General features: G+C 29.6%; 16 protein-coding genes. 11 read left to right on the top strand and 5 right to left on the bottom strand.

The window, feature by feature from the left end; all coding sequences use genetic code 11:
* Positions 1 to 136 precede the first annotated feature (136 nt).
* The 7 genes from topA (at position 137) to ACY2RX_RS04110 (ending at position 9,522) form a co-directional block, all read left to right on the top strand.
* Positions 137 to 2,635, top strand: coding sequence for a type I DNA topoisomerase (topA, locus tag ACY2RX_RS04140; RefSeq protein WP_490102700.1), 2,499 nt, complete (start codon positions 137 to 139; stop codon positions 2,633 to 2,635).
* A gap of 36 nt (positions 2,636 to 2,671) precedes the next feature.
* A complete protein-coding gene (locus tag ACY2RX_RS04135; protein WP_490102699.1) occupies positions 2,672 to 3,832 on the top strand; it encodes a formimidoylglutamase in 1,161 nt (386 codons plus the stop codon).
* A 103-nt stretch (positions 3,833 to 3,935) separates the two neighbouring features.
* A complete protein-coding gene (gene porK / locus ACY2RX_RS04130; RefSeq protein WP_490102698.1) occupies positions 3,936 to 5,309 on the top strand; it encodes a T9SS ring complex lipoprotein PorK/GldK in 1,374 nt (457 codons plus the stop codon).
* A 24-nt stretch (positions 5,310 to 5,333) separates the two neighbouring features.
* The gene (porL, locus tag ACY2RX_RS04125; protein ID WP_490102697.1) at positions 5,334 to 5,957 is read left to right on the top strand and encodes a type IX secretion system motor protein PorL/GldL; all 624 of its coding nucleotides are present in this window, start codon (positions 5,334 to 5,336) and stop codon (positions 5,955 to 5,957) included.
* A gap of 46 nt (positions 5,958 to 6,003) precedes the next feature.
* Positions 6,004 to 7,533, top strand: a complete 1,530-nt coding sequence (gene porM / locus ACY2RX_RS04120; protein WP_490102696.1) for a type IX secretion system motor protein PorM/GldM — start codon at positions 6,004 to 6,006, stop codon at positions 7,531 to 7,533.
* Positions 7,534 to 7,550: 17 nt separating this feature from the next.
* Positions 7,551 to 8,405, top strand: coding sequence for a type IX secretion system ring subunit PorN/GldN (gene porN, locus ACY2RX_RS04115; RefSeq protein WP_490102695.1), 855 nt, complete (start codon positions 7,551 to 7,553; stop codon positions 8,403 to 8,405).
* A 76-nt stretch (positions 8,406 to 8,481) separates the two neighbouring features.
* Positions 8,482 to 9,522, top strand: coding sequence for an NAD(P)/FAD-dependent oxidoreductase (locus tag ACY2RX_RS04110; protein ID WP_490102694.1), 1,041 nt, complete (start codon positions 8,482 to 8,484; stop codon positions 9,520 to 9,522).
* A 12-nt stretch (positions 9,523 to 9,534) separates the two neighbouring features.
* On the opposite strand, the gene ACY2RX_RS04105 is transcribed toward ACY2RX_RS04110, so the two are convergent.
* A complete protein-coding gene (locus ACY2RX_RS04105) occupies positions 9,535 to 9,915 on the bottom strand; it encodes a DUF983 domain-containing protein (RefSeq protein ID WP_490102693.1) in 381 nt (126 codons plus the stop codon).
* 74 nt (positions 9,916 to 9,989) lie between these two features.
* Between ACY2RX_RS04105 and ACY2RX_RS04100 the strand changes: the two genes are divergently transcribed.
* A complete protein-coding gene (locus tag ACY2RX_RS04100) occupies positions 9,990 to 11,906 on the top strand; it encodes an ABC-F family ATP-binding cassette domain-containing protein (RefSeq protein WP_490102692.1) in 1,917 nt (638 codons plus the stop codon).
* 249 nt (positions 11,907 to 12,155) lie between these two features.
* Here ACY2RX_RS04100 and ACY2RX_RS04095 read toward each other — a convergent pair whose 3' ends face one another.
* The 3 genes from ACY2RX_RS04095 to ACY2RX_RS04085 are packed head-to-tail and all read right to left on the bottom strand — an operon-like array spanning position 12,156 to position 15,313.
* Positions 12,156 to 13,217 carry a restriction endonuclease subunit S gene (locus tag ACY2RX_RS04095; RefSeq protein ID WP_490102691.1) on the bottom strand — a complete coding sequence of 354 codons (1,062 nt, stop codon included), beginning with the start codon at positions 13,215 to 13,217 and terminating at the stop codon, positions 12,156 to 12,158.
* Complete coding sequence (locus ACY2RX_RS04090; protein ID WP_490102690.1) at positions 13,207 to 15,114, bottom strand: HsdM family class I SAM-dependent methyltransferase; 1,908 nt, start codon at positions 15,112 to 15,114, stop codon at positions 13,207 to 13,209. Before ACY2RX_RS04090 ends, ACY2RX_RS04095 begins: the two co-directional genes overlap by 11 nt.
* Positions 15,107 to 15,313, bottom strand: a complete 207-nt coding sequence (locus ACY2RX_RS04085; protein WP_490102689.1) for a helix-turn-helix domain-containing protein — start codon at positions 15,311 to 15,313, stop codon at positions 15,107 to 15,109. The genes ACY2RX_RS04090 and ACY2RX_RS04085 overlap by 8 nt, the downstream gene beginning before the upstream one ends.
* Positions 15,314 to 15,601: 288 nt before the next feature.
* Between ACY2RX_RS04085 and ACY2RX_RS04080 the strand changes: the two genes are divergently transcribed.
* Positions 15,602 to 16,561, top strand: coding sequence for a 1-aminocyclopropane-1-carboxylate deaminase/D-cysteine desulfhydrase (locus ACY2RX_RS04080; RefSeq protein ID WP_490102688.1), 960 nt, complete (start codon positions 15,602 to 15,604; stop codon positions 16,559 to 16,561).
* Entirely contained in the window at positions 16,558 to 17,388 is an 831-nt protein-coding gene (locus tag ACY2RX_RS04075; protein WP_490102687.1) for a glucosaminidase domain-containing protein, read from the top strand. Before ACY2RX_RS04080 ends, ACY2RX_RS04075 begins: the two co-directional genes overlap by 4 nt.
* Before the next feature lie 56 nt (positions 17,389 to 17,444).
* Here ACY2RX_RS04075 and ACY2RX_RS04070 read toward each other — a convergent pair whose 3' ends face one another.
* Positions 17,445 to 18,569 carry a VWA domain-containing protein gene (locus ACY2RX_RS04070; protein ID WP_490102686.1) on the bottom strand — a complete coding sequence of 375 codons (1,125 nt, stop codon included), beginning with the start codon at positions 18,567 to 18,569 and terminating at the stop codon, positions 17,445 to 17,447.
* 241 nt (positions 18,570 to 18,810) lie between these two features.
* On the opposite strand from ACY2RX_RS04070, the gene ACY2RX_RS04065 reads away from it, so the two are divergent.
* Complete coding sequence (locus tag ACY2RX_RS04065; RefSeq protein WP_490102685.1) at positions 18,811 to 21,003, top strand: tetratricopeptide repeat-containing sensor histidine kinase; 2,193 nt, start codon at positions 18,811 to 18,813, stop codon at positions 21,001 to 21,003.
* The last annotated feature ends 67 nt before the right edge of the window (positions 21,004 to 21,070 follow it).

The raw sequence follows: 21,070 nt of genomic DNA, 5'->3' as shown, positions 1-21,070 counted from the left end.
GAAAAAATAATGTTGTATTTCTGTTAATAATTGATTGAAAATTGACGAAAAAATTTTTTTTTACAAAAAACTGTCTACTTTTGCAATCCAAAAACACGCAGTTAGTGTTGTGTTTTATGCAGCAAAAGAAAGATAAATGGCAAAAAATTTAGTAATTGTAGAATCACCAGCAAAAGCAAAAACCATCGAAAAATTTTTGGGAAAAGATTTTCTTGTAGCATCTAGTTATGGGCATATTGCAGACTTACCATCCAAAGAATTAGGAATAGATGTAGAGGGCGATTTTAGTCCTAAATACATTATTTCGGACGATAAAAAACCCGTTGTTAAAAAATTAAAAACCTTAGCAAAAAAAGCAGAAACAGTTTGGTTAGCAAGTGATGAGGATAGAGAAGGAGAAGCAATTGCATGGCATTTAAAAGAGCAATTAGATTTAAAAGATGAAAACACAAAACGTATTGTTTTTCATGAAATTACTAAAAAAGCCATTCTAAAAGCAGTCGAAAACCCAAGAGATATAGACTATAATATGGTAAATGCACAACAAGCACGTAGAGTTTTAGACAGACTTGTTGGGTATGAGTTATCGCCAGTTTTATGGCGTAAAGTTAAAGGTGGCTTATCTGCTGGTAGAGTGCAATCTGTAGCAGTGCGTTTAATTGTAGAAAGAGAAAGAAGTATTTTAGATTTTAAAGCGGAAACACATTATAAGGTTGTTGCAGAATTTCTGAACAATGAAGGGAAGAAGTTTAAAGCAACCATTCCTAAGAATTTCGATTCAAAAAAATCTGCTGAGGATTTCTTAAAATCGTGTGCAAATGCCGATTTTTCTATTGCTGATTTAACAAAAAAACCAGCAAAAAAATCGCCAGCAGCACCATTTACAACATCAACATTACAGCAAGAAGCTTCACGTAAATTAGGATATCCAGTAGGTAAAACAATGCAAGTTGCCCAACGTTTGTATGAAGCGGGTTTAATTACTTATATGAGAACAGATAGTGTAAATTTATCTGTAGATGCAAGAAATGAAGCCGAAGAAGAAATTGTAAATTATTACGGAAAAGAATATAGCAAACAACGTGTTTTTAAATCGAAAGCAAAAGGAGCTCAAGAAGCGCATGAAGCCATTCGTCCAACCAATATGAAAATGCATACTATTTCATCAGAATATGATCAAAATAGATTGTACGATTTAATTTGGAAAAGAACTTTGGCATCGCAAATGAGTGATGCACAATTAGAACGTACCAACGTAAAAATTGAAAATTCTGAAAACGAAAAAATCTTTACGGCAAATGGAGAAATGATAAAATTTGATGGTTTCTTAAAAGTGTATTTAGAAGGAACAGATAATGAAGAAGATGAACAAGCAGGAATGTTGCCAAACTTAAAAGTAAATGATCAATTAGACTATAATTTTATCAATGCAACACAGCGTTTTACAAGTCCACCTTACAGATTTACAGAAGCGTCTTTAGTAAAACAATTAGAAGAATTAGGTATTGGTAGACCATCAACTTATGCACCAACAATTTCTACTGTACAAAGAAGAGGATATGTAGAAAAAGGAACGAATGAAGGAGTTGAACGTAATTATGAGCAAATTATTTTATCTGCTGGAAATGTTAAAAGTGAAACTTTGACTGAGAAAACAGGTTCAGATAAAAATAAATTAGTTCCTACCGATATTGGCAATATTGTAAATGATTTCTTAGTAGCCAATTTTTCTAATATTTTAGATTTTGGTTTTACGGCAAAAGTAGAAAGTTCTTTTGATGATATTTCTGAAGGTGATGAAAATTGGACAGAAATGATAAAAGATTTTTATCAGAAATTTCATAATAATGTAGAAGATGTTAAAGAAAATGCAGACAGAGAAAGTGGTGAACGTATTTTAGGAAAACATCCAGTTTCTGGAAAAACAGTTTTGGTACGTTTAGGAAAATTTGGACCCATTGCTCAAATTGGTGCTCCAGAAGATGAAGAAAAACAATTTGCAAGCTTAAATAAAGATCAAAATCTAGGAACCATTACAATGGAAGAAGCTTTAGAATTGTTCTTGCTTCCAAAAACTTTAGGAACTTACCAAGGTGAAGAAGTTGTAGTTGCTAACGGGCGTTTTGGACCTTATATTCGTTTTGGGCAACTATTTGTTTCTCTTGCAAAAGGAGAAAATCCTATGGAAGTAGATTTGCCAAGAGCAGAAGAATTAATTGTTGCCAAACAAAAAGCAGATGCACCAATTTATCATTACGAAGATTTACCTGTGCAAAAAGGAGTAGGGCGTTTTGGTCCTTTTATAAAATGGAATTCAATGTTTATCAACGTTAACAAAAAATACGATTTTGATAATTTATCTGATGATGATATTGTTACTTTAATAGAAGAAAAGAAGCAAAAAGAAATAGATAAAGTGATTCATAATTGGGAAGATGTTGGCATTCGTGTAGAAAAAGCAAGGTGGGGTAGATTTAATGTTTTAAAAGGTAAAATTAAGATTGAATTACCCAAAACAACTAAGATAGAAAAGCTCTCTAAACAAGAGGCTATTAAGATGATTGAAGCGAAAACCCCAAAGAAAAAAACGACTAAAAGAAAAACTACTGCAAAAAAAACAACTAAAAAGAAATAGTATTTTTATATATTGCATCTGATTTAACAAAAATTGATGAGCCAAGACTTTTTAACCCCTATAAAAGATTCGGTTGTAGCACATTTGGTGTTGCAATCTCCTTTATGTTTGGGAAAAAAAATAAGATTTCACTCTCAACAAGATGGTTTTCCTGATTTAGAAAATGTTCAAATAGCAATTTTTGGAGTTCAAGAAGATAGAAATTCTGAAAATAATTTTGGTTGTGGAGAAGATTTGCATTTTATCAGAAGAAAGTTATACGCTCTATTTCCTGGAAATTGGCATACAGAAATTGCAGATTTAGGAAATGTTTTAAAAGGAAGTTTAGTTACGGATACTTACTTTGCGGTACAAGAAATTTTAAAAAATCTTTTAAGAAAGAATATTATTCCAATTATTATTGGTGGTGGGCAAGATATTACTTATGTAAATTATAGGGCTTATGATGCTTTAGAACAATCTGTAAATATAACAGCCGTAGATAGTCGTTTTGATATAGGGAATTTAGATGATGAGTTAACCTCACAATCTTACTTGAGTAAAATAATAATGCAAGAACCTAACAATTTGTTCAACTATTGCAATGTAGGTTATCAAACTTATTATAATGCTCAAGATGAAATTAAATTATTAGACAATTTATTTTTTGATGCTTATAGATTAGGTAAAGCTAAAGAATTAGAAAATATAGAACCCGCTTTTAGAAATGCAGATATAGTTTCTATAGATTTAGGAGCAGTAAGGCAAAGTGAAGCTCCAGCAAACAACAATGCTTCACCAAATGGGTTTTATGGCGAAGAAATTTGTGCAATTTCTAGATATGCAGGTTTAAGCGATAAAGTCTCATCTTTTGGTATTTACGAGTACAATTCAAAGTTAGATAACAATCATCAAACTGCCAATTTAATTGCGCAAATGATTTGGTATTTTATTGAAGGAGTTAATTTTAGAGTAAAAGATTACCCGTTTTCAGGTAAAGATAATTATCAAAAATTTACAGTATTGTTAGAAAATGACGATCCTATTGTTTTTTATAAAAGCAATAAATCTGGAAGATGGTGGATGGAGATAAATATTTTATCAGATAATAAATACAAAAGACATACGTTAATACCATGTACATACAAAGATTATACAAATGCAACGAATCATCAAATGCCAGAAAAGTGGTATAAAGCAATGAGAAAGTTGATATAATTAAATAAATTAAGAAAAATAGTACGTAAATTCAATTTGAACATTGTTTTTTAACAAAAAAAATAATAGGTTTACGAACTTTTTAGTAAAGAGATATTAAAATATGAAGAAAGCAGCAATTTTTGCACTTTTAATAGTTGTTATTTACAGTTGTGGCTCTAATGATAGAGGTGAGTTAGTAGGGGTTAAAGCCAAAAAGAAATGGTTTTCAGAAAAACCGTTTGGTATGGCATTAATACCAGGAGGCTCTTTTACAATGGGTAAACAAGATGAAGACGATTTAGGAGCTATGAATACTCCACCAAAAACAGTTACTGTAAGACCTTATTTTATGGACGAAACAGAAGTAACTAATAACGAGTATAAAGAATTCGTATTTTGGGTAAGAGACTCTATAGTTAGAACTAGATTGGCATATCAACAAGAGTTTGCAGAATTGGGAGGAACTCCTAACCCAAATGGTGAGCCTTTATCTGGAGGTATACACGAGTTTAAATTTGCGGTTGCAGATACTATAAATGCAACACCTTACCAAAAGTATATGTACGAAAACTACTATAGTTTAGGCGATGGTATAGACTCTATTAAACCATTAAATTGGGAACCAGAAATTATTTGGAAAAAAGAAGATTTCCCAGATGTAGACTATGTAGAAGTAATGGATTCTCTTTTTATTAGTAGAGAAGAAGCAATAGACGGTATAAGAACTTTTAATACCAAGTTCTTAAAATACAGATATTCTTGGTTCGATAGAGACAATGCAGCAAGAAAAGGAGGCAGCAGAAAAGATTTTGTAAAAACAGAAGTACTAAACATTTATCCAGATACTACAGTTTGGGTAAAAGATTTTAATTACTCTTATAATGACCCAATGCATCAAGATTATTTTTATCATCAATCTTACGGAGATTATCCAGTAGTTGGTGTAACTTGGGGGCAAGCAAATGCTTATTGTAATTACAAAACAAAAAAGAAAAACGATTATTTAAGAGGACGAAAAAATGCAACTTCAGTTCCAGATTTTAGATTACCAACAGAAGCAGAGTGGGAATACGCTGCACGTGGTGGATTAGAGTTTGCAACCTATCCTTGGGGTAGTGGAGGAACTACTAGCGACAGAGGTTGTTTCTTAGCCAATTTTAAACCAGTAAGAGGTAATTATGCAGTAGACGGTGCTTTATATACTATGGAAGCAAAATCTTTTAATGCAAATGATTACGGACTTTATAATATGGCAGGAAATGTTTCTGAATGGACAAATACAGCTTATAACTTATCTTCATATTATATGGCATCAACAATGAACCCTAATGTTGAAGATAGAAAAAATAAAAGAAAAATTATACGAGGTGGTTCTTGGAAAGACGTAGCTTATTACTTAGAAGTTGGTTCTAGAGATTTTGAGTACGCAGATACCGCAAGAAGTTACATTGGTTTTAGAACCGTTCAAAATTACATAGGTACAACTAACAAATAAAAACAATTCTGAAAAAATAAAATTATGGCACAATCAAGATCTACAAAGAAATTATTTAATATGGCCTATGGCCTTGGAGCTGCAGTTGTTATTGTTGGAGCGTTATTCAAAATTCAACATTGGAATTATGGTTCTGAAATATTAACAATTGGTATGATAGTAGAAGCAATTGTATTTGCAATATCTGCATTTGAACCTATTGAAGATGATTTAGATTGGACCAAAGTATACCCAGAGTTGGGTGATGATGGATTAATAGCAGAAGAAAAAGTTGGAGCAGAAGGCTTATTGTCTCAAAAATTAGACAACCTTTTGCAAGAAGCTAATATAGATGCTGAATTAATGGGAAGCTTAGGTAATAGTATGAAAAACTTTCAAAGTGCCGCCGAAGGTTTGTCTGCTGCATCAGAATCTGTTTCATCTACAAATAAATACAATGAGCAAATGTCTTTAGCTGCGATTCAAATGGAGTCTTTAAATAATTTATATAAAGTTCAAGTAGAAAATGCTGATCAACAAACACAACTAAATGCTGCAGTAGTAGAAAATACAGAAAGGTTAAAAGAACAAATGGAGTCTTTAGCACAGAATTTGTCTTCTTTAAACGGAGTTTATGGAGGAATGCTTTCTGCAATGTCAAAAAACTAATTAAGTTAGATTTAAATGAATATTAACTTGAAAAAAACTAATTAGAATGGCTTCAGGAAAAATGTCACCAAGGCAGAAAATGATTAACTTAATGTACCTTGTGTTTATTGCAATGTTAGCATTAAATATGAGTAAAGAGGTTTTGTCTTCTTTTGGGTTTATGAACGAAAAGTTAACTGAAAACAATAAATCTACCACAGTAAAAAATAATGAAGCCTATGCTAATTTAGCCACAAAAGCTTCAGAACAAAAAGAAAAATTTGGTAAGCTAAATGAACAAGCAAATCAAATTAAAAAATACTCTGCAGATTTTTACGCTTATATAGATAAGCTAAAAAGTGAAATGATGACGAGTGTAAAAGATAAAGAAGATTACGAATCTATGGATAAAACCGCTTTCTTAGACGAGTATTTTTTTAAAGGTGATAGCTATACTTCTGCAGGACAAGAATTTATCAATAAAATTAATGGATATAGATCCAATGTAATTGATGTTTTGGGTAATGATAATAAGTTTGTTTCGGTATTAAATAATAGATTCTCTACTGAAGACGAAACAAACAGAGATGGAAAATCGATAAAATGGCTAGATTATAGATATAAAGGATATCCTTTAATTGCTTCTTTAACGAACTTAACACAAATGCAAGCAGATATCAAAAATACTGAAGCAGATATTGTTACTGATTTATTAGGAGGTAAATTAGAGGAAGCATTATCTTTAAATAATTACGAAGGAATTGTTAGCTTAAATAAAACTGCATATTTTGCAGGAGAGAGAGTAAAAGGTCAAATAGTTTTAGGACGTTATGATGCTACTTTAGTACCAAACAAAGTAACTCTAAATGGAAAAGATGCTACTAATAATGTAAAAGACGGACAAGTAATCATTGATATGCCAGCAGGTAATGTTGGAGAGAAAACCATAAAAGGAACCATTTTCTTTACAGAAAACGGCGAAGAAATTCCTGTAAATTTTGAAAGTAAGTACTCAGTAATTGCAGAACCAAGTAGCGCAGTTGTTTCTGCCGATAAAATGAATGTGGTGTATAGAGGTTTAGATAATCCTATTTCTGTATCATTGCCAGGCGTTGGTTCTAACAATTTAAGAGTTTCAGCTACAGGGGGTAAATTAACCAAAAAAGGTAAAGGATATATAATTAAACCAGCAGCAGGTAATATTGCTACAATTAATGTAAGTGCTAAATTAAGTAGTGGTAAAACTGTAAATTCTAAAGCAACTTTTAGAATTAAAGATATACCAGCAGCTATGGGTTCTGTAAGAGGACAGTATGGTACCGTAAGAATGCCAAAATCTGGGTTGGCAACAGCACCAATTGCAGCGGGCTTGCCAGATTTTGAGTTCGATTTAAAAATTAAAATTCAAAGTTTTAAAATTAAAGTACCTGGGCAATTAACTATTTTAGTTAATGGAAATAAATTAACTGCAGCAGCAAAACAAAAACTATCAAGAGCAAAAAGAGGAGATATCATTAATATTTATGGTATAAAGGCTACAGCTAATGGTTATAACCTTAAAAGAGTATTGCCAGTTAATATAGAGTTAACAAATTAGAAGCAAAAAAATAGAATATGTTTAAAATTTTTTTAATATTATTTTTCAGTTTGATGATTAGTTCTTCAATAAATGCACAAGCAAATTTATTGAACGCTAAAAATATAGATCAAATAGGAAAAAAGAGTCAGCAACAATTAGCTGCGGATAATGACGGTCCTATACCTTACGGATATATAGATGATAGAGATGTTATGTGGTCTAAAGTAGTTTGGGAGTTTATAGATTTAAATCAAAAAATAAACCTTCCTTATTATTTTCCAATAGATACCGTTAATATTTCTAACGGAAGAAGATCTTTGTTTGATACTTTAATTAAAGGGATAAAACAAGGTAAAATTAAAGAAGCTTATTCAGATTCTTTCTTTACTTCTAAAATCACTAAAAATGAGATTGACAGCAGATTAACAAGTATTAGAGATGAAAACGGATATACTGATACTCTTAGACTACAAACTCAGGATGTAGAAGGTTATATGATTAAAGGAATGTGGTATTTTGATAAACGTCAAGGTGAATTAAAATACAGATTGTTAGCCTTAGCACCTATGGGTAAAGATGTACAAACTATTGGAGTACAAGATATTGAAGATGATAATTTGTATGAACTTTTTTGGGTTTTTTATCCATCTACAAGAGAAGTACTGCATAATGCAAAAGTATTTAACCCTAAAAATGCATCTCAACCAATTTCTTTCGATCATATGCTAAACGCAAGAAGATTTAGTGCTACAATTGTTAGAGAAGAAAATATTTATGGTAACAGAGCTATAGAAGATTATGTTAGAGGAAATTCTTTATTTCAATTGTTAGAAGCCAATAAAATAAAAGAAGGAATCAGAAACAGAGAAATGGATATGTGGAATTATTAAAATTCTAATAAAAATAGTTTAAAAAAGCGTTTCAATTTGAGACGCTTTTTTGGTTTAAAATAATTACTTTTAAAGTGTGAAAGTAGATTATATTATTGTTGGTTTAGGTTTAGCTGGGTTGGCTTTTTGCGAAGAATTAATTGCAGCAAAAAAAACATTTATTGTTTTCGAAGACAATTCCCAAAATTCGTCTTTAGTTGCAGGTGGAGTCTATAATCCTGTGGTTTTAAAAAGGTTTACACCCGTTTGGAATGGTAAAGAACAACTAGAAACAGCAATTCCTTTTTACAAAAAATTAGAAGAAAAACTGTCTATACAAATTGATGAAAAATTTATAACTAAAAAATCTTTTAAGTTTATAGAAGATCAAAACAATTGGTTTACGGCATTAGACAAACCAAAACTAAAAGATTTTTTAGACCCAAAATTAGATACTGCAAATTATAAAGGAGTTTTAGCAGAGTATAATTTCGGCAACGTAAAACATACAGGTAGAATTAAAACCAAAAAGTTAATTGAGGCTTACAGAAATTATTTGGAGAAAACCAATAATTTAATCAACGAAAGTTTTTTGCATCAAAATTTAATGATTGAAGAAAAGAGTATTGTTTACAAAAACTATGAAGCTTCAAAAGTTGTTTTTTGTGAAGGTTTTGGAATTCAACAAAACCCATATTTTAATTACTTGCCTTTAAATGAAGCAAAAGGAGAATTGTTAACAATATACGCTCCAGATTTAAACATCAATTTTTTACTAAAATCAACGTTGTTTGTGTTGCCTATTGGCAACCATCATTATAAAGTGGGAGCAACCTTTAATTGGAAAGATAAAACCTCTAATCCATCTAAAGAAGGAAAAGAAGAATTGGTAGGAAAATTAAAAAAAGTAATCAATGTTTCTTATAAAATAATCAATCAGTCTGCCGGAATTAGACCCGCTGTAAAAGACAGAAGGCCATTGTTAGGAAAGCATCCAAAGTATAAAAATTTAGCTGTTTTAAACGGTTTAGGAACTCGCGGAGTTATGATTGCTCCAACCGTTGCAAAACAATTATTTTATCATTTAGAAACTCATACAGATTTAGATTTAGAAACAGATATTAAAAGGTTTTCTTAGCTACCAAACTTTTCACTTCAAACTTCCATCTTTAAAACACACAAACATATTTATCCAAAGAATTCTAGACAAACGCAAATTAAAGGGAGCAAAAATTAATAAAGCTGCAATAATTGCGGCAAAACTTTCTAACAGAGTTAGGTTAAAAACAAATGAACTTATAAAAAAAGTAATGATAGATAAAGCCACTGTTATTGCATAATTTACATACATAGCGCCATAAAAAAAGGAAGGTTCTATCATATATTTAAAATCACAATTTGGGCAATTATTATGCAGTTTTGTAATTTTAGCAGGATTAAAAGTAAAACCATATTTAAAAAAATTACCAGTATGGCATCTTGGGCATTTCCCTTTTACAATGCTGTATAACTTTGTTCCCTTTTTAAACATCTTAATCTTAAATTATATACTTTTGCAAAGGTAATTTTTTTACCACTTTAAATCTGTAACTATTATTACAATTTATGCTAAATGTACACAACTTAACAGTTTCTTTTATGGGAACGGATCTGTTTTCTGGAATCACTTTTAAACTAAATAAAGGCGATAGAATTGGACTGATAGGAAAAAATGGGGCAGGAAAATCGACACTTTTAAAAGTACTCTCTAAAGACATAGAAAGTAGTGGAGGAACAATGGCTTTTGATAAAGAGATTAAAATAGGTTTTCTACGTCAAGACATAGATTTTGTACAAGGTAGAACCATTTTAGAAGAAGCCTATCAAGCTTTTGAAGAGATTAAAGAAATTGAGTTAAAGTTAGATGAAATTAACAATCAATTAGCTACAAGAACAGATTACGAAAGTAATGCTTACAGCGATTTAATTCACGATTTAACCGATTTTCAAGAGCGATATGAATTATTAGGCGGTTACAACTATCAAGGAGATACAGAAAAAATTTTACAGGGTTTAGGTTTTCAAAGAGAAGATTTTGATAAACTCACAGATACTTTTTCTGGCGGATGGAGAATGCGTATAGAATTGGCTAAATTATTATTACAAAATAATGATATTTTATTGTTAGATGAACCCACAAATCACCTAGACATAGAGTCAATTATTTGGTTAGAAAACTTCTTAAAAAATTATGCAGGTGCCATTGTGTTGGTGTCGCATGATAAAATGTTTTTAGACAATGTAACCAACAGAACTATAGAAATTTCTTTGGGTCAGATTTACGACTACAAAAAACCATATTCTCAATTTTTATTATTGAGAGCAGAGATTAAAGAAAAACAATTACAAGCGCAGAAAAACCAAGAAAAAGAAATAAAACAAACGCAACAACTTATAGATAAATTTAGAGCTAAAGCCAATAAAGCATCAATGGCGCAATCTTTAATAAAAAAACTAGATAAAGTAGAACGAATTGAGGTAGATCAAGAAGATAATGCAACTATGAATGTACGTTTTGCAATATCAAAAGAACCAGGTAAAATTATTGTTGAGGCAGAAAATTTAGCAAAAAGTTATGGTAATAAAAAAGTGTTAGAAAATGTAGATTTACTAATAGAAAGAAATAGTAAAATTGCATTTGTAGGTCAAAATGGTCAAGGAAAATCAACTTTAGCAAAAATGATGGTTGGCGAAATTCCTTTTGATGGTAAATTTAAACTAGGTCATAATGTAGAAATAGGATATTTTGCGCAAAATCAATCAGAATATTTACCACCAAACAAAACTGTGTTAGAAATTATGGAAGATGCTGCTACAGATACTAACAGAATGCGTGTTAGAGATATGTTAGGGGCGTTTTTATTTGGAGGAGATGCAGTAGATAAAAAAGCAAAAGTACTTTCTGGAGGAGAAAGAAACAGACTCGCGTTATGCAAATTGTTGTTGCAACCATTTAATGTTTTAATAATGGATGAGCCAACAAATCATCTAGATATAGCCTCTAAAAATGTATTAAAAGAAGCATTAAAAAAATTTAACGGAACGTTAATTTTAGTTTCTCATGATAGAGAATTTTTACAAGGTTTAACCACAACAGTTTATGGTTTTAAAGATAAAGTGATTAAAGAATATTTGGGCGATATAGATTATTTCTTAGAGCAACACAAAATGGAAAGTTTGCGTGAAGCTGAAAAAAGAACGGTTGTAAAAACGGATAAATCCTCTGATAAAAAGCAAGCTTATAAATTATCTAAAGAGCAAGAAAAAGAATTAAAAAAACTAAACAATAAACTATCAAAAATAGAAACAGAAATTGCAGATTTAGAAACAGAAATTGAGAAGATAGATTTAGAATTGGCTCAAAATTACGATGAGGTTTCTACTAGACCCAACTTTTTTGAAATCTATAAAGCTAAAAAAGCAAAAGTAGATTTGCTTATGGAAGAATGGGAAAAAGTCGAAGAACTGATTTCTAGTTTTTAGGTTGTTTCGCTAACAGTCTAGTATAAGAATAGTAGCGAATTTTTATGCACTAACTTTTCGGTTAGACACAGACCTTTTTATATTTATTTACTTTCGATTTAGCAATTAAACAGATATTACTTTTTACTTTTATACATTATTGTGTTTTCGTACTATTTTCATTCTGTTTATCTGTCAGCGTTGGCGTGAAAGCTCTTTTAAATTTGTGAGGCACGAACAAACTTTAAATGTGCTTGAACTTTGCGTTGGCTATTCATTCTTAAACTTCAAATACTCAGTCAGTTTTTTGTATTCTAAGTTTTTCATATAGTTTTCCATAAATTGATAATCAGGCTCACTATGTTTATTTATAGGAAGCATTATTTTTTGTCTTTTCATTCTAGTTGAATTGAACTTATAACCATACCTGTATTTTACCTTTAGCTTTAAAACTATTGTCTTTATAAACAAGTATAAAAATTCATTCCCTTCAATGTTTTTTAATGTAAGCCTTTTAACATCATCAGAAAAAATTGCAGTATAAGGGTGGTAAAAATTTTCAACGACACTACCATTATAATTTACACCAAGTACATTTTTATCTTCAGAGCTGTTTATGTTTGAAACAAATTCAGTAACACCATTGTTCGAATCAGTTGCACCAATAAAAGGTTTATTACCCTCCTTCATATCAGACTTTGTTAATCTTACACCAGATTTAATATTAAAAATAGATTCTAATTCAAATTCACCCCATTCTTTTTCGTCTAAAGAAGTTGTTTTAGGAGTGCTTTTTAATTGGCTTATTTTTTCCTTTATAAACTGCTGGTATTCTTTATGTTTTTCTTGTTCTTTATGTCGCATATATTGCTCCATAAACTCGTAGTCAGGTTCACCTTTTAATGTTGAAGGAAGAAGAATTTTATTTTTAGGCAAATCTTTACTAGATAATTGGTTACCGTAAGAGAATTTAGCAGACATCTTTTTAAAACACAAAACAAGAAATTCAGCTAAAAATTTATTTAATTCAATGTTTGGTATTCTAACAGAATGTATTTTCATATCTAAACTTGCAAGATATGGGTGGTAAAAAACACTCCCTAAAAAAGAAATAGAAATAAAATTAGTCTCAATTCTATTATTTTTATGATTAGTTTCTTTATAAAAATCAAACACTCCATTATTATTGTCTGTTGCTGTAATTCTTGGAATGTTTCCTTTTTGTAATATATTCTTAGGAATATTTGCTCCTGTTGATATTCTGAAAACATCACTTATTTTAAACGCTAACCACTCTCTATTTCCTAAAGTTAAATCCATCTTAGTTTTCATTATCTTTAAATAAATCAGAACGACCTTGTGCTACCATATTAAACTCAAAAGTTAAATAATCAGCAATTGTTTTTTCAAATTCTGCTTCGGTTGGTATTTCGTCATTGAAATAGTAAAAAGAATGTAGCCATTCGTCTGTATCTTCTATTGTGGTTTTTACACAAAACTTGGTTTGAGCATCAATTCTATTAAACCAAACATCTAATAAATGTTGTTTTCTGTCCCTAGCGTTTATGGTTTCTACTAAACCTCTATGTTTTTGGACTTCAAAACCATCATTTTCAAAATTGATAAACTTAACTTCTTTTTCTTTGTCGTGTGGTACACCAGCAGTAAATATTGCAATACAAGGATTTGTTCCTACTCCATAAAAAGTGTTTTTATTTAATGTTATTACACCTTCAAGAGAATGCTTTTTTAATACATTAGCTTTAATGGTTTTTTCTTCTTTGGTTTTACCAACCATTGAAGATTGAGGAACAATAACAATTACTTTACCATCTTCAACAATAGAGTCCAGTAAATGTTCTGTAAAATTGATTTCATATAAACTTGGGTTGTTTTTGCTACCCATAGAATATGGTGGATTCATCATTCCTATTGTACAAGACTTTTCTTGAAGCTGAAAAGAATTATTTTTTAAGAAATCTTCTTGTTCTAAATTACTTTTTCCATCACCACGCAAAATCATATTTGTAGTGGCAATGGTAAACATATATGGCTGTAATTCTAAACCGTGTAATTGATTTTTTCTTATGCTTCTTTCTTGGTGAGAATTTTCTGCTTTTTGAACCATATCGTGCATTGCTGCAATTAAAAAACCGCCAGTACCACAACAAGGGTCTAAAACTTTATCTATAGGTTTTAATTCTGCTAAATCACAAAACAATTCTGTTATGTGTTTTGGTGTTAAAACAATACCTAAAGATTGTCCATCACCACCAGAGTATGACATAAACTCCCCATAAAACCGTCCTAAATAATCTTCGGCTGATTGTATGTATTTTATATTTTTGTAAATATTCTCATAGAGAAATTCTGTAAAATGCTTTAAAGGGGTTTTGTTTAATCCCTTGTCTATAACATTAATAGCCTTAGTATCTTTAATAACTAAAAACTGACTTAATAATTTGTCTTTTTTTACTTGAGGAGAAACATTAACTCTTTTTAGGTTTTTTTCAATGGCTTCATAAATTTTTTCACCATCTGTTGAAATTTTATCTCCTATAAGATCGTCAATTCTAAAGCCTTTGTATTCCATTTCACGCAAAGCTAAAAGAATACCCGAAACAATTAAGGGTTTGTCTTTATCTTGAATACTTCCGTAATTTCTTAGGTCTTCGTGTAAGCTCTTAGCATTTTTTAAAATTTCTTCCGTGGTTTGTTCTTCAGGAGTTTGTTCTTTTAGAATGTTTTTAGTGTAATACTCATCAATGTTTATTTCATTGAAAAGTGTAAAAGTTTCTACATCTTCTAATTCTTTATACTCTCCTCTTTCATTGATAAATAAAGGTGTTATTCTGTGTCTCTTTTCATTCCCAGAAACACCAAAAGCAATGATTTTTTTGTAGGTTGTGTTTTTAGCAAGGTGTTTTCCATAATGCAAAGCTCCATTTATAGCATAATCTTTTTTACTTTTAATATTGCTACAAATTATATCTTTTGAATTTCTTTTAATGTGAAAAGAAACATCCGCCTTATCTTCGATTACTAAAAGAAAGTCTTTTACTACGCCACAATATTCAGGAAACCCAATATTTCCAGTATCCGATTTAGAAGCGGTTTTTAACGCTTCGTCAATTTCTCTAATTGTACTTCCTTGTGGGTCAAGTTTTATATTAGCCTCTTTGAGTAAGTCATTTACCCACAAATCTGTTACAACTTCCTTTTTAGCCATTACTTTCTTTCTTGTTGTCTATAATTAGTTCGGTAACGCTTACATTTAAAATGTCTGCAATCTTGTTTAGAATTGCTAGGTTTGGTTGTCTACGATTTTTCACATAACCATTGACCATATTGTAACTTTTCCCTAATTCCTCCGCAAGCCAAATTTGTTTAATTCCTTTCCTGTCTAAAACTTCTTTAATTCGATTCATTTTAGAAATGATTTTATTCAATCTGCTAATATAGCAAAAGTTTGTTTTTTATATCATTTTATGAGTATTTAAATCCACTTTATCATTATCGAAGCGTTGGGTAAAAACAATGTGTGCGATAGCACTCTTTGTTTTGTGGGTTGGCTTTTCGGGTATGAAACACAAGATTAAAACGAATATGCAACGTTTAAATGTTATGCTCGAAGTTAGCGAAGTTCGTGTTTTAAATTTAGAAAGTCAAGTTAGTTTTGTTCGTTTTCAAAAATATATCTATTATTTTTGTTGTTAATGAAAAGCACACAACATCAGTCTATTTTTAATTCGGAAATAAAGGTTGAAAACCAACAAATAAAGCTTCCTATTCTTGATGAAAAAAGCATTAAGCTTTTTATAAAAAGAGAAGATTTAATTCATCCTTTTGTTTCGGGAAATAAATTTCGTAAACTAAAATACAATTTACAAGAAGCTAAAAATCAACATAAAAAAACAGTATTAACTTTTGGGGGTGCATTTTCTAATCATATTCTAGCAACAGCAGTTGCAGCAAATTCAAATGGTTTTAAATCTATTGGAGTTATTAGAGGTGATGAACTTGCTAATAACTTAGAAAAAGTACTTTTAGAAAACTATACGTTAAGAGAAGCTCGTAAAAACGGAATGACTTTTGAGTTTGTTTCAAGAGAAAATTATCGAAATAAAACCGATGGTTATTTTATCAATCAGTTAAAAGAAAAGTTGGGTGATTTTTATTTGGTTCCAGAAGGCGGAACCAATAATTTTGCTATAAAAGGTTGTGAAGAAATTTTAACAAAAGAAGATTCTAAATTCAATTATATTTGTTGCGCTGTTGGTACAGGAGGTACTATTTCTGGGTTGATAAATGCATCAAAAAAACATCAAAAAGTAATTGGTTTTCCTGCTTTAAAAGGTAATTTTTTAAATCTTGAAATTCATCAATTTGTAAAAAAAGAAAATTGGAGTTTACAAACCAATTATCATTTTGGAGGTTATGCAAAATATAATTCAGAATTAGTTCGTTTTATAAACGATTTTACAGCACAAACAGGTGTTTTGTTAGATCCTATTTATACGGGTAAAATGATTTTTGGAATTATAGATTTAATTAAAAAAAATCATTTTAAAAAAGAAACAAAAATTTTGGCAATCCACACAGGGGGAATTCAAGGAATAGAAGGATTCAATCAAAAATTAAAAAAGAAAAGTCAACAGATAATAAAGTGTTTATGAAGTTAAGAATTATATTTTTTTTATGTTCGGTATTATTTTTGTCAAGTTGTGGGGCTAAGAAAAAAGCGGTACAAAAAAAGAAAAATCCGGGTGTCGTTTTAAATGAAACAAAACCTGTAAAATTACCAAGTGTAAAAGAAAATAAACACATTAAAAAGCTTGTAAAAGCGAACAAAAGGCTTAATAAAACAACGCTAAAATATATAGAAAAATATGCTGCAATTGCTGTAAATGAAATGCATATTCATAAAATTCCTGCAAGTATAACTTTGGCGCAAGGTATTTTAGAATCTGGCAGTGGTAAAGGAAATTTGGCGTTAAAATCTAACAATCATTTTGGCATAAAATGCCATACAGGTTGGAAAGGAGAACGTGTTTATTATGATGATGATAAAGATCAAGAATGTTTTAGAAAATATCAATATGTAGCAACTTCTTACAACGATCACTCAGAGTTTTTAACCAAAAGAAGGCGTTATGCTTTTTTATTTAATTATAAGACAAAAGATTATAAACGCTGGGCAAGAGGATTAAAAAAAGCGGGTTATGCTACAGATAGAAAATATCCTTCTAAATTAATTGGTATTATTGAAAGGTATAAATTGTATGAGTTTGATAAGATTAAGAAGAAGGATTTTAAATACGCAAAAAAAACAAACAAACTGCCAAAACCAGAATATACAATTGGCAATTATTATCAAGTAAAAAAAGGCGATACTTTATATTCTTTGGCTAAAAAATTTAACACAACTGTTGCCAAATTAAAAGAAATAAATGGTTTAAAAAGTAACGAGTTAAGCATTGGTCAGCATTTGCTTACTAAGTAAAAAGTTCGTAAAACTTATGCTTTACGAACTTACGCTAATCAATCATCTTACAGATTTTACCAAGAATAATTTTTAAGTTTTGCTTGTCTTTTAATGGCTTTAATCATCACATTATCTAATTTATTATTCTTGCTACCTTCTTTTTGTTTTTTTGCAATATAACTTCTTCTTTTTTTATCTAATTCTTTAATTTTTTTCTGAATATCAGCCCGTTGTTTTGCTTTTGTTTTTACATAAGCTTTAATTTCTACATCAGATTTATTTTGTAAATTTTTTGGCAATCTTTTCTTTTCAATTTTCTTATAATTTATTTTTCCTTTTTTATCAGCATCCACCAAATCCCAACTAGAATTGTCATACAATCTAGAACTTTTACTAATGGTTCTTTTAACGGCAATAGCTTCTTCTAATTCTAAAGCATTAGAATCTTGTATTTTTTGATTAGAATATTTAGAAAAACCTTGACTCCCAAAATAAATATAAGTCTTATTTAATTTTTTATTTAAGATGATAATTTCATCATCATAAGGCGTTACAATATGTACAATTTTTTTATTTTGATTGATGGTCATATAATCTCCTCCACCCAAATCTGCGCCATCTTTCCACATTCCAGAAATTCCGTTATTGTAATTTCCGCAAAAAATAGTATTTACTAAAATATCTTTTTCTTTGGCTTCAGAAATAGCTTCTTTGTAATTTATTTTTCCTTGGGTAAAAGGTTCGTTTCCGGCAATAAAAATTAAACGTAAATCGTTTTTGTTTTTTCCCCAAGAAAGTTCTTTAAGTGATGTTTTAATTACTTGTCCACAAAACTCATTTCCGCCATTTGTAGTTAAAGAAAACAGTTTTTCAGAGATTTCATCTAAATCGCTACTAAATTGTAAAACCTGTCTGATATAGCCTTCTCTAGAAGATAAATTCGAGTTTCCATATTCATACAATGCAATTTCTAAATTAGGTTTTTGAATGCCATATTTTGCATACGATAATTCGTTTACAATTTCCCAAAGTTGTGCTTTTGCTTGGTTAATTAAACCATCCATACTATTGCTAGTATCTAATAATAGCGCAACTTTTATGGTTTGTTTCTTTGTTTTTTTGGGTTGATGATTTGCAAAACTATTTGTGGTTATTATTAACAAAAAGAATGCAATTACTTTTAATACAAGTGTTTTCATAATTAAATTGTTTTTTTGAGTTTACAGATGTTTAAAAGTTTGGTTTTTAGTTTGATGCATCAATAATACCACCAACTTATTTCTTATAAAAACCACAATGAGCAAACACTCTTTTTGAATGAGTAAAAAGGCGGTTGAATGAGTAAACCTATATTTTAAATGCTTTTTTGATTTTATTTAAAACCAAACACGTTTTTTTGGTTGATTTTTTGTGTGTATGTTTACAATAATAATTAAGAGAATGAATTTTAAAAAAAACATATTTTACATTCTATTACTTTTTAATTCTGTCATTTTTTCTCAGAATACTAATAGTTTTAAAGAAAAAAAAGAGTTCTTTCTTCAAGTAAAAGTTGAAGAAAAAGAGTCTGGTAAATCTATAAAAAATGCCGATGTTACTGTTAATGGAATTGTATTCTATTTTTCTGAAATCTATAATTGTTATAAAGTAAAAGCAAAAATTGGCGATCAATTACAAGTTTCTCATCCAGACTTTGAAACCATTTATTATACCATAAAATCTGATGAAGAAATAAAAATTTTAGTAGAAGGATTTGAAGATAAAGAGCGTTTTTCTTCGAAAAGAAAAACCATTCCTAAAAAAGTAGATCATTATTTTTTATACTTAGATTCTGCCAAGTTTTATAAAAAACAAGACATTAATAAAAGTATTTCTTTTATAGAAAAAGTGCTTAGAAAAAAAGAATCTAAAAAAAGAAATGCTGCAACCTATAAATTGTTGGGAGATATTTATTTGTTTTGGAAACAATACGATTTAGCTGCGTATAATTACAAACTTTCTAATCAGATAAAAGAAAATATTACTACAAAAATTGCACTGGGTAAAGCACAATTTCTTTTAAAAGAGTATGAACTTTGTGAAGATAATTTTAAAGATTTATTAAGCCAAAAACTAAGTAATTATCAAAAAATTATTGTTTTAGAAGCTTTAGGAGATGTAAGTTTTGCTATCAAAAAATATAATAACGCTAAAACAAATTATAATAAAGCATTAACTATTGCAAAAGAAAATTTAGTAACGCCAAAAATTACAGATTTAAATTCAAAATTAGCAGACGTTTTTGCGGCTGAAGGCAATACAACTCAAGCCAATATTCGTTTTAAAAATTCACTAAATTTAGCCCTAAAAGAAAACGTAAATAGAGCTTTAAAAGAAGAAGAAAAAGTAGCTGATTTCTATAACTCTAACAGGCGTTTTGATGATGAAATTAAGCTTAGAAAAGAAAGTTTGATGAAGACCAAGAAGAACAAATCAACTCAAAAAAGATTGATAGAAACGGATTCTATAACATCACAAAAAATAAATTATAAAATAGGAAATGCTTATATTTTAAAAGAAGAATACAGAGAAGCAATTCCGTTTTTAAAAAAGAGTATAAAAGATGCAGACAATAAAAAAGATATTGTTATTCAAAAAGATGCAACACGTAAATTGTCTGAAGTCTATGCCAATTTAGGAGAAGAAGAAAAAGCTTTAAAAAATTACAAAGAATATGTTGCGTTGGTAGATTCTTTATACATTAGAAAAGAACAAGAAATACAACAAGTAAAACGTTTTTCTAAAACAATTTCTGATCATCAAAATAGAATTACAAGTTTAGAAAAAGACAAAGAATTGGCGCAAAGTAAAATTAGTTTGGCATATATAGATCGTAAATTGTCTGAAGAAAGTAATCAAAAACAACGTTTAATTATTTACTCTTTAATTGGCGGTTTTTTGTTGATGATCTTGTTGGCTTTTTTTATGTTTAGAAATATAAAACAACAAAAATTAGCCAACAATTTATTGGCGCTAAAATCTATGCGTTCGCAAATGAATCCGCATTTTATTTTTAATGCTTTAAACTCTGTAAATAGTTTTATTGCTGTAAATGACGAAAGAAATGCCAACAGATATTTAAGCGAATTTTCGGTTTTAATGCGCTCGGTTTTAGAAAATTCTGACGAAGATTTTATCCCGTTATCAAAAGAAATTGAATTGTTAGAATTGTACACAAAATTAGAACACAATCGTTTTAAAGAAAAGTTCGATTATACAATTTCTGTTGATAAAAACATCAACTTAGAACAATTTTCAATTCCGCCAATGTTATTGCAACCTTATATAGAAAATGCTATTTGGCACGGATTGAGATACAAAAAAGAAAAAGGTTTTTTAGAAATATCCATCAATAGTAAAGATGAAAAAACGGTTGTAATTATGATAAAAGACGATGGAATTGGAAGAAAAAAATCGCAAGAAATAAAAACGAATCATCAATTAAAACAAAAATCAAAAGGAATGAGTACCATAAAAAACAGAATTGCTATTTTAAATGATATGTACAAAGAACGAATTTCTGTAAATGTTTCTGATGCATTAAAAAGCGGAGAAGGTACAAAAGTTGAATTGTTATTAAAGCGTGAAGATTGAAGTAGGGAGTTGGAAGCAGGAAGCAGGAAGTTGGGGGTAGGAAGTTGGAGGTTGGAAATAAGAAAAG

The organism is Polaribacter sp. 2405UD43-2 (assembly GCF_058147125.1).
This window is presented reverse-complemented; position numbering and strand designations above follow the sequence as displayed.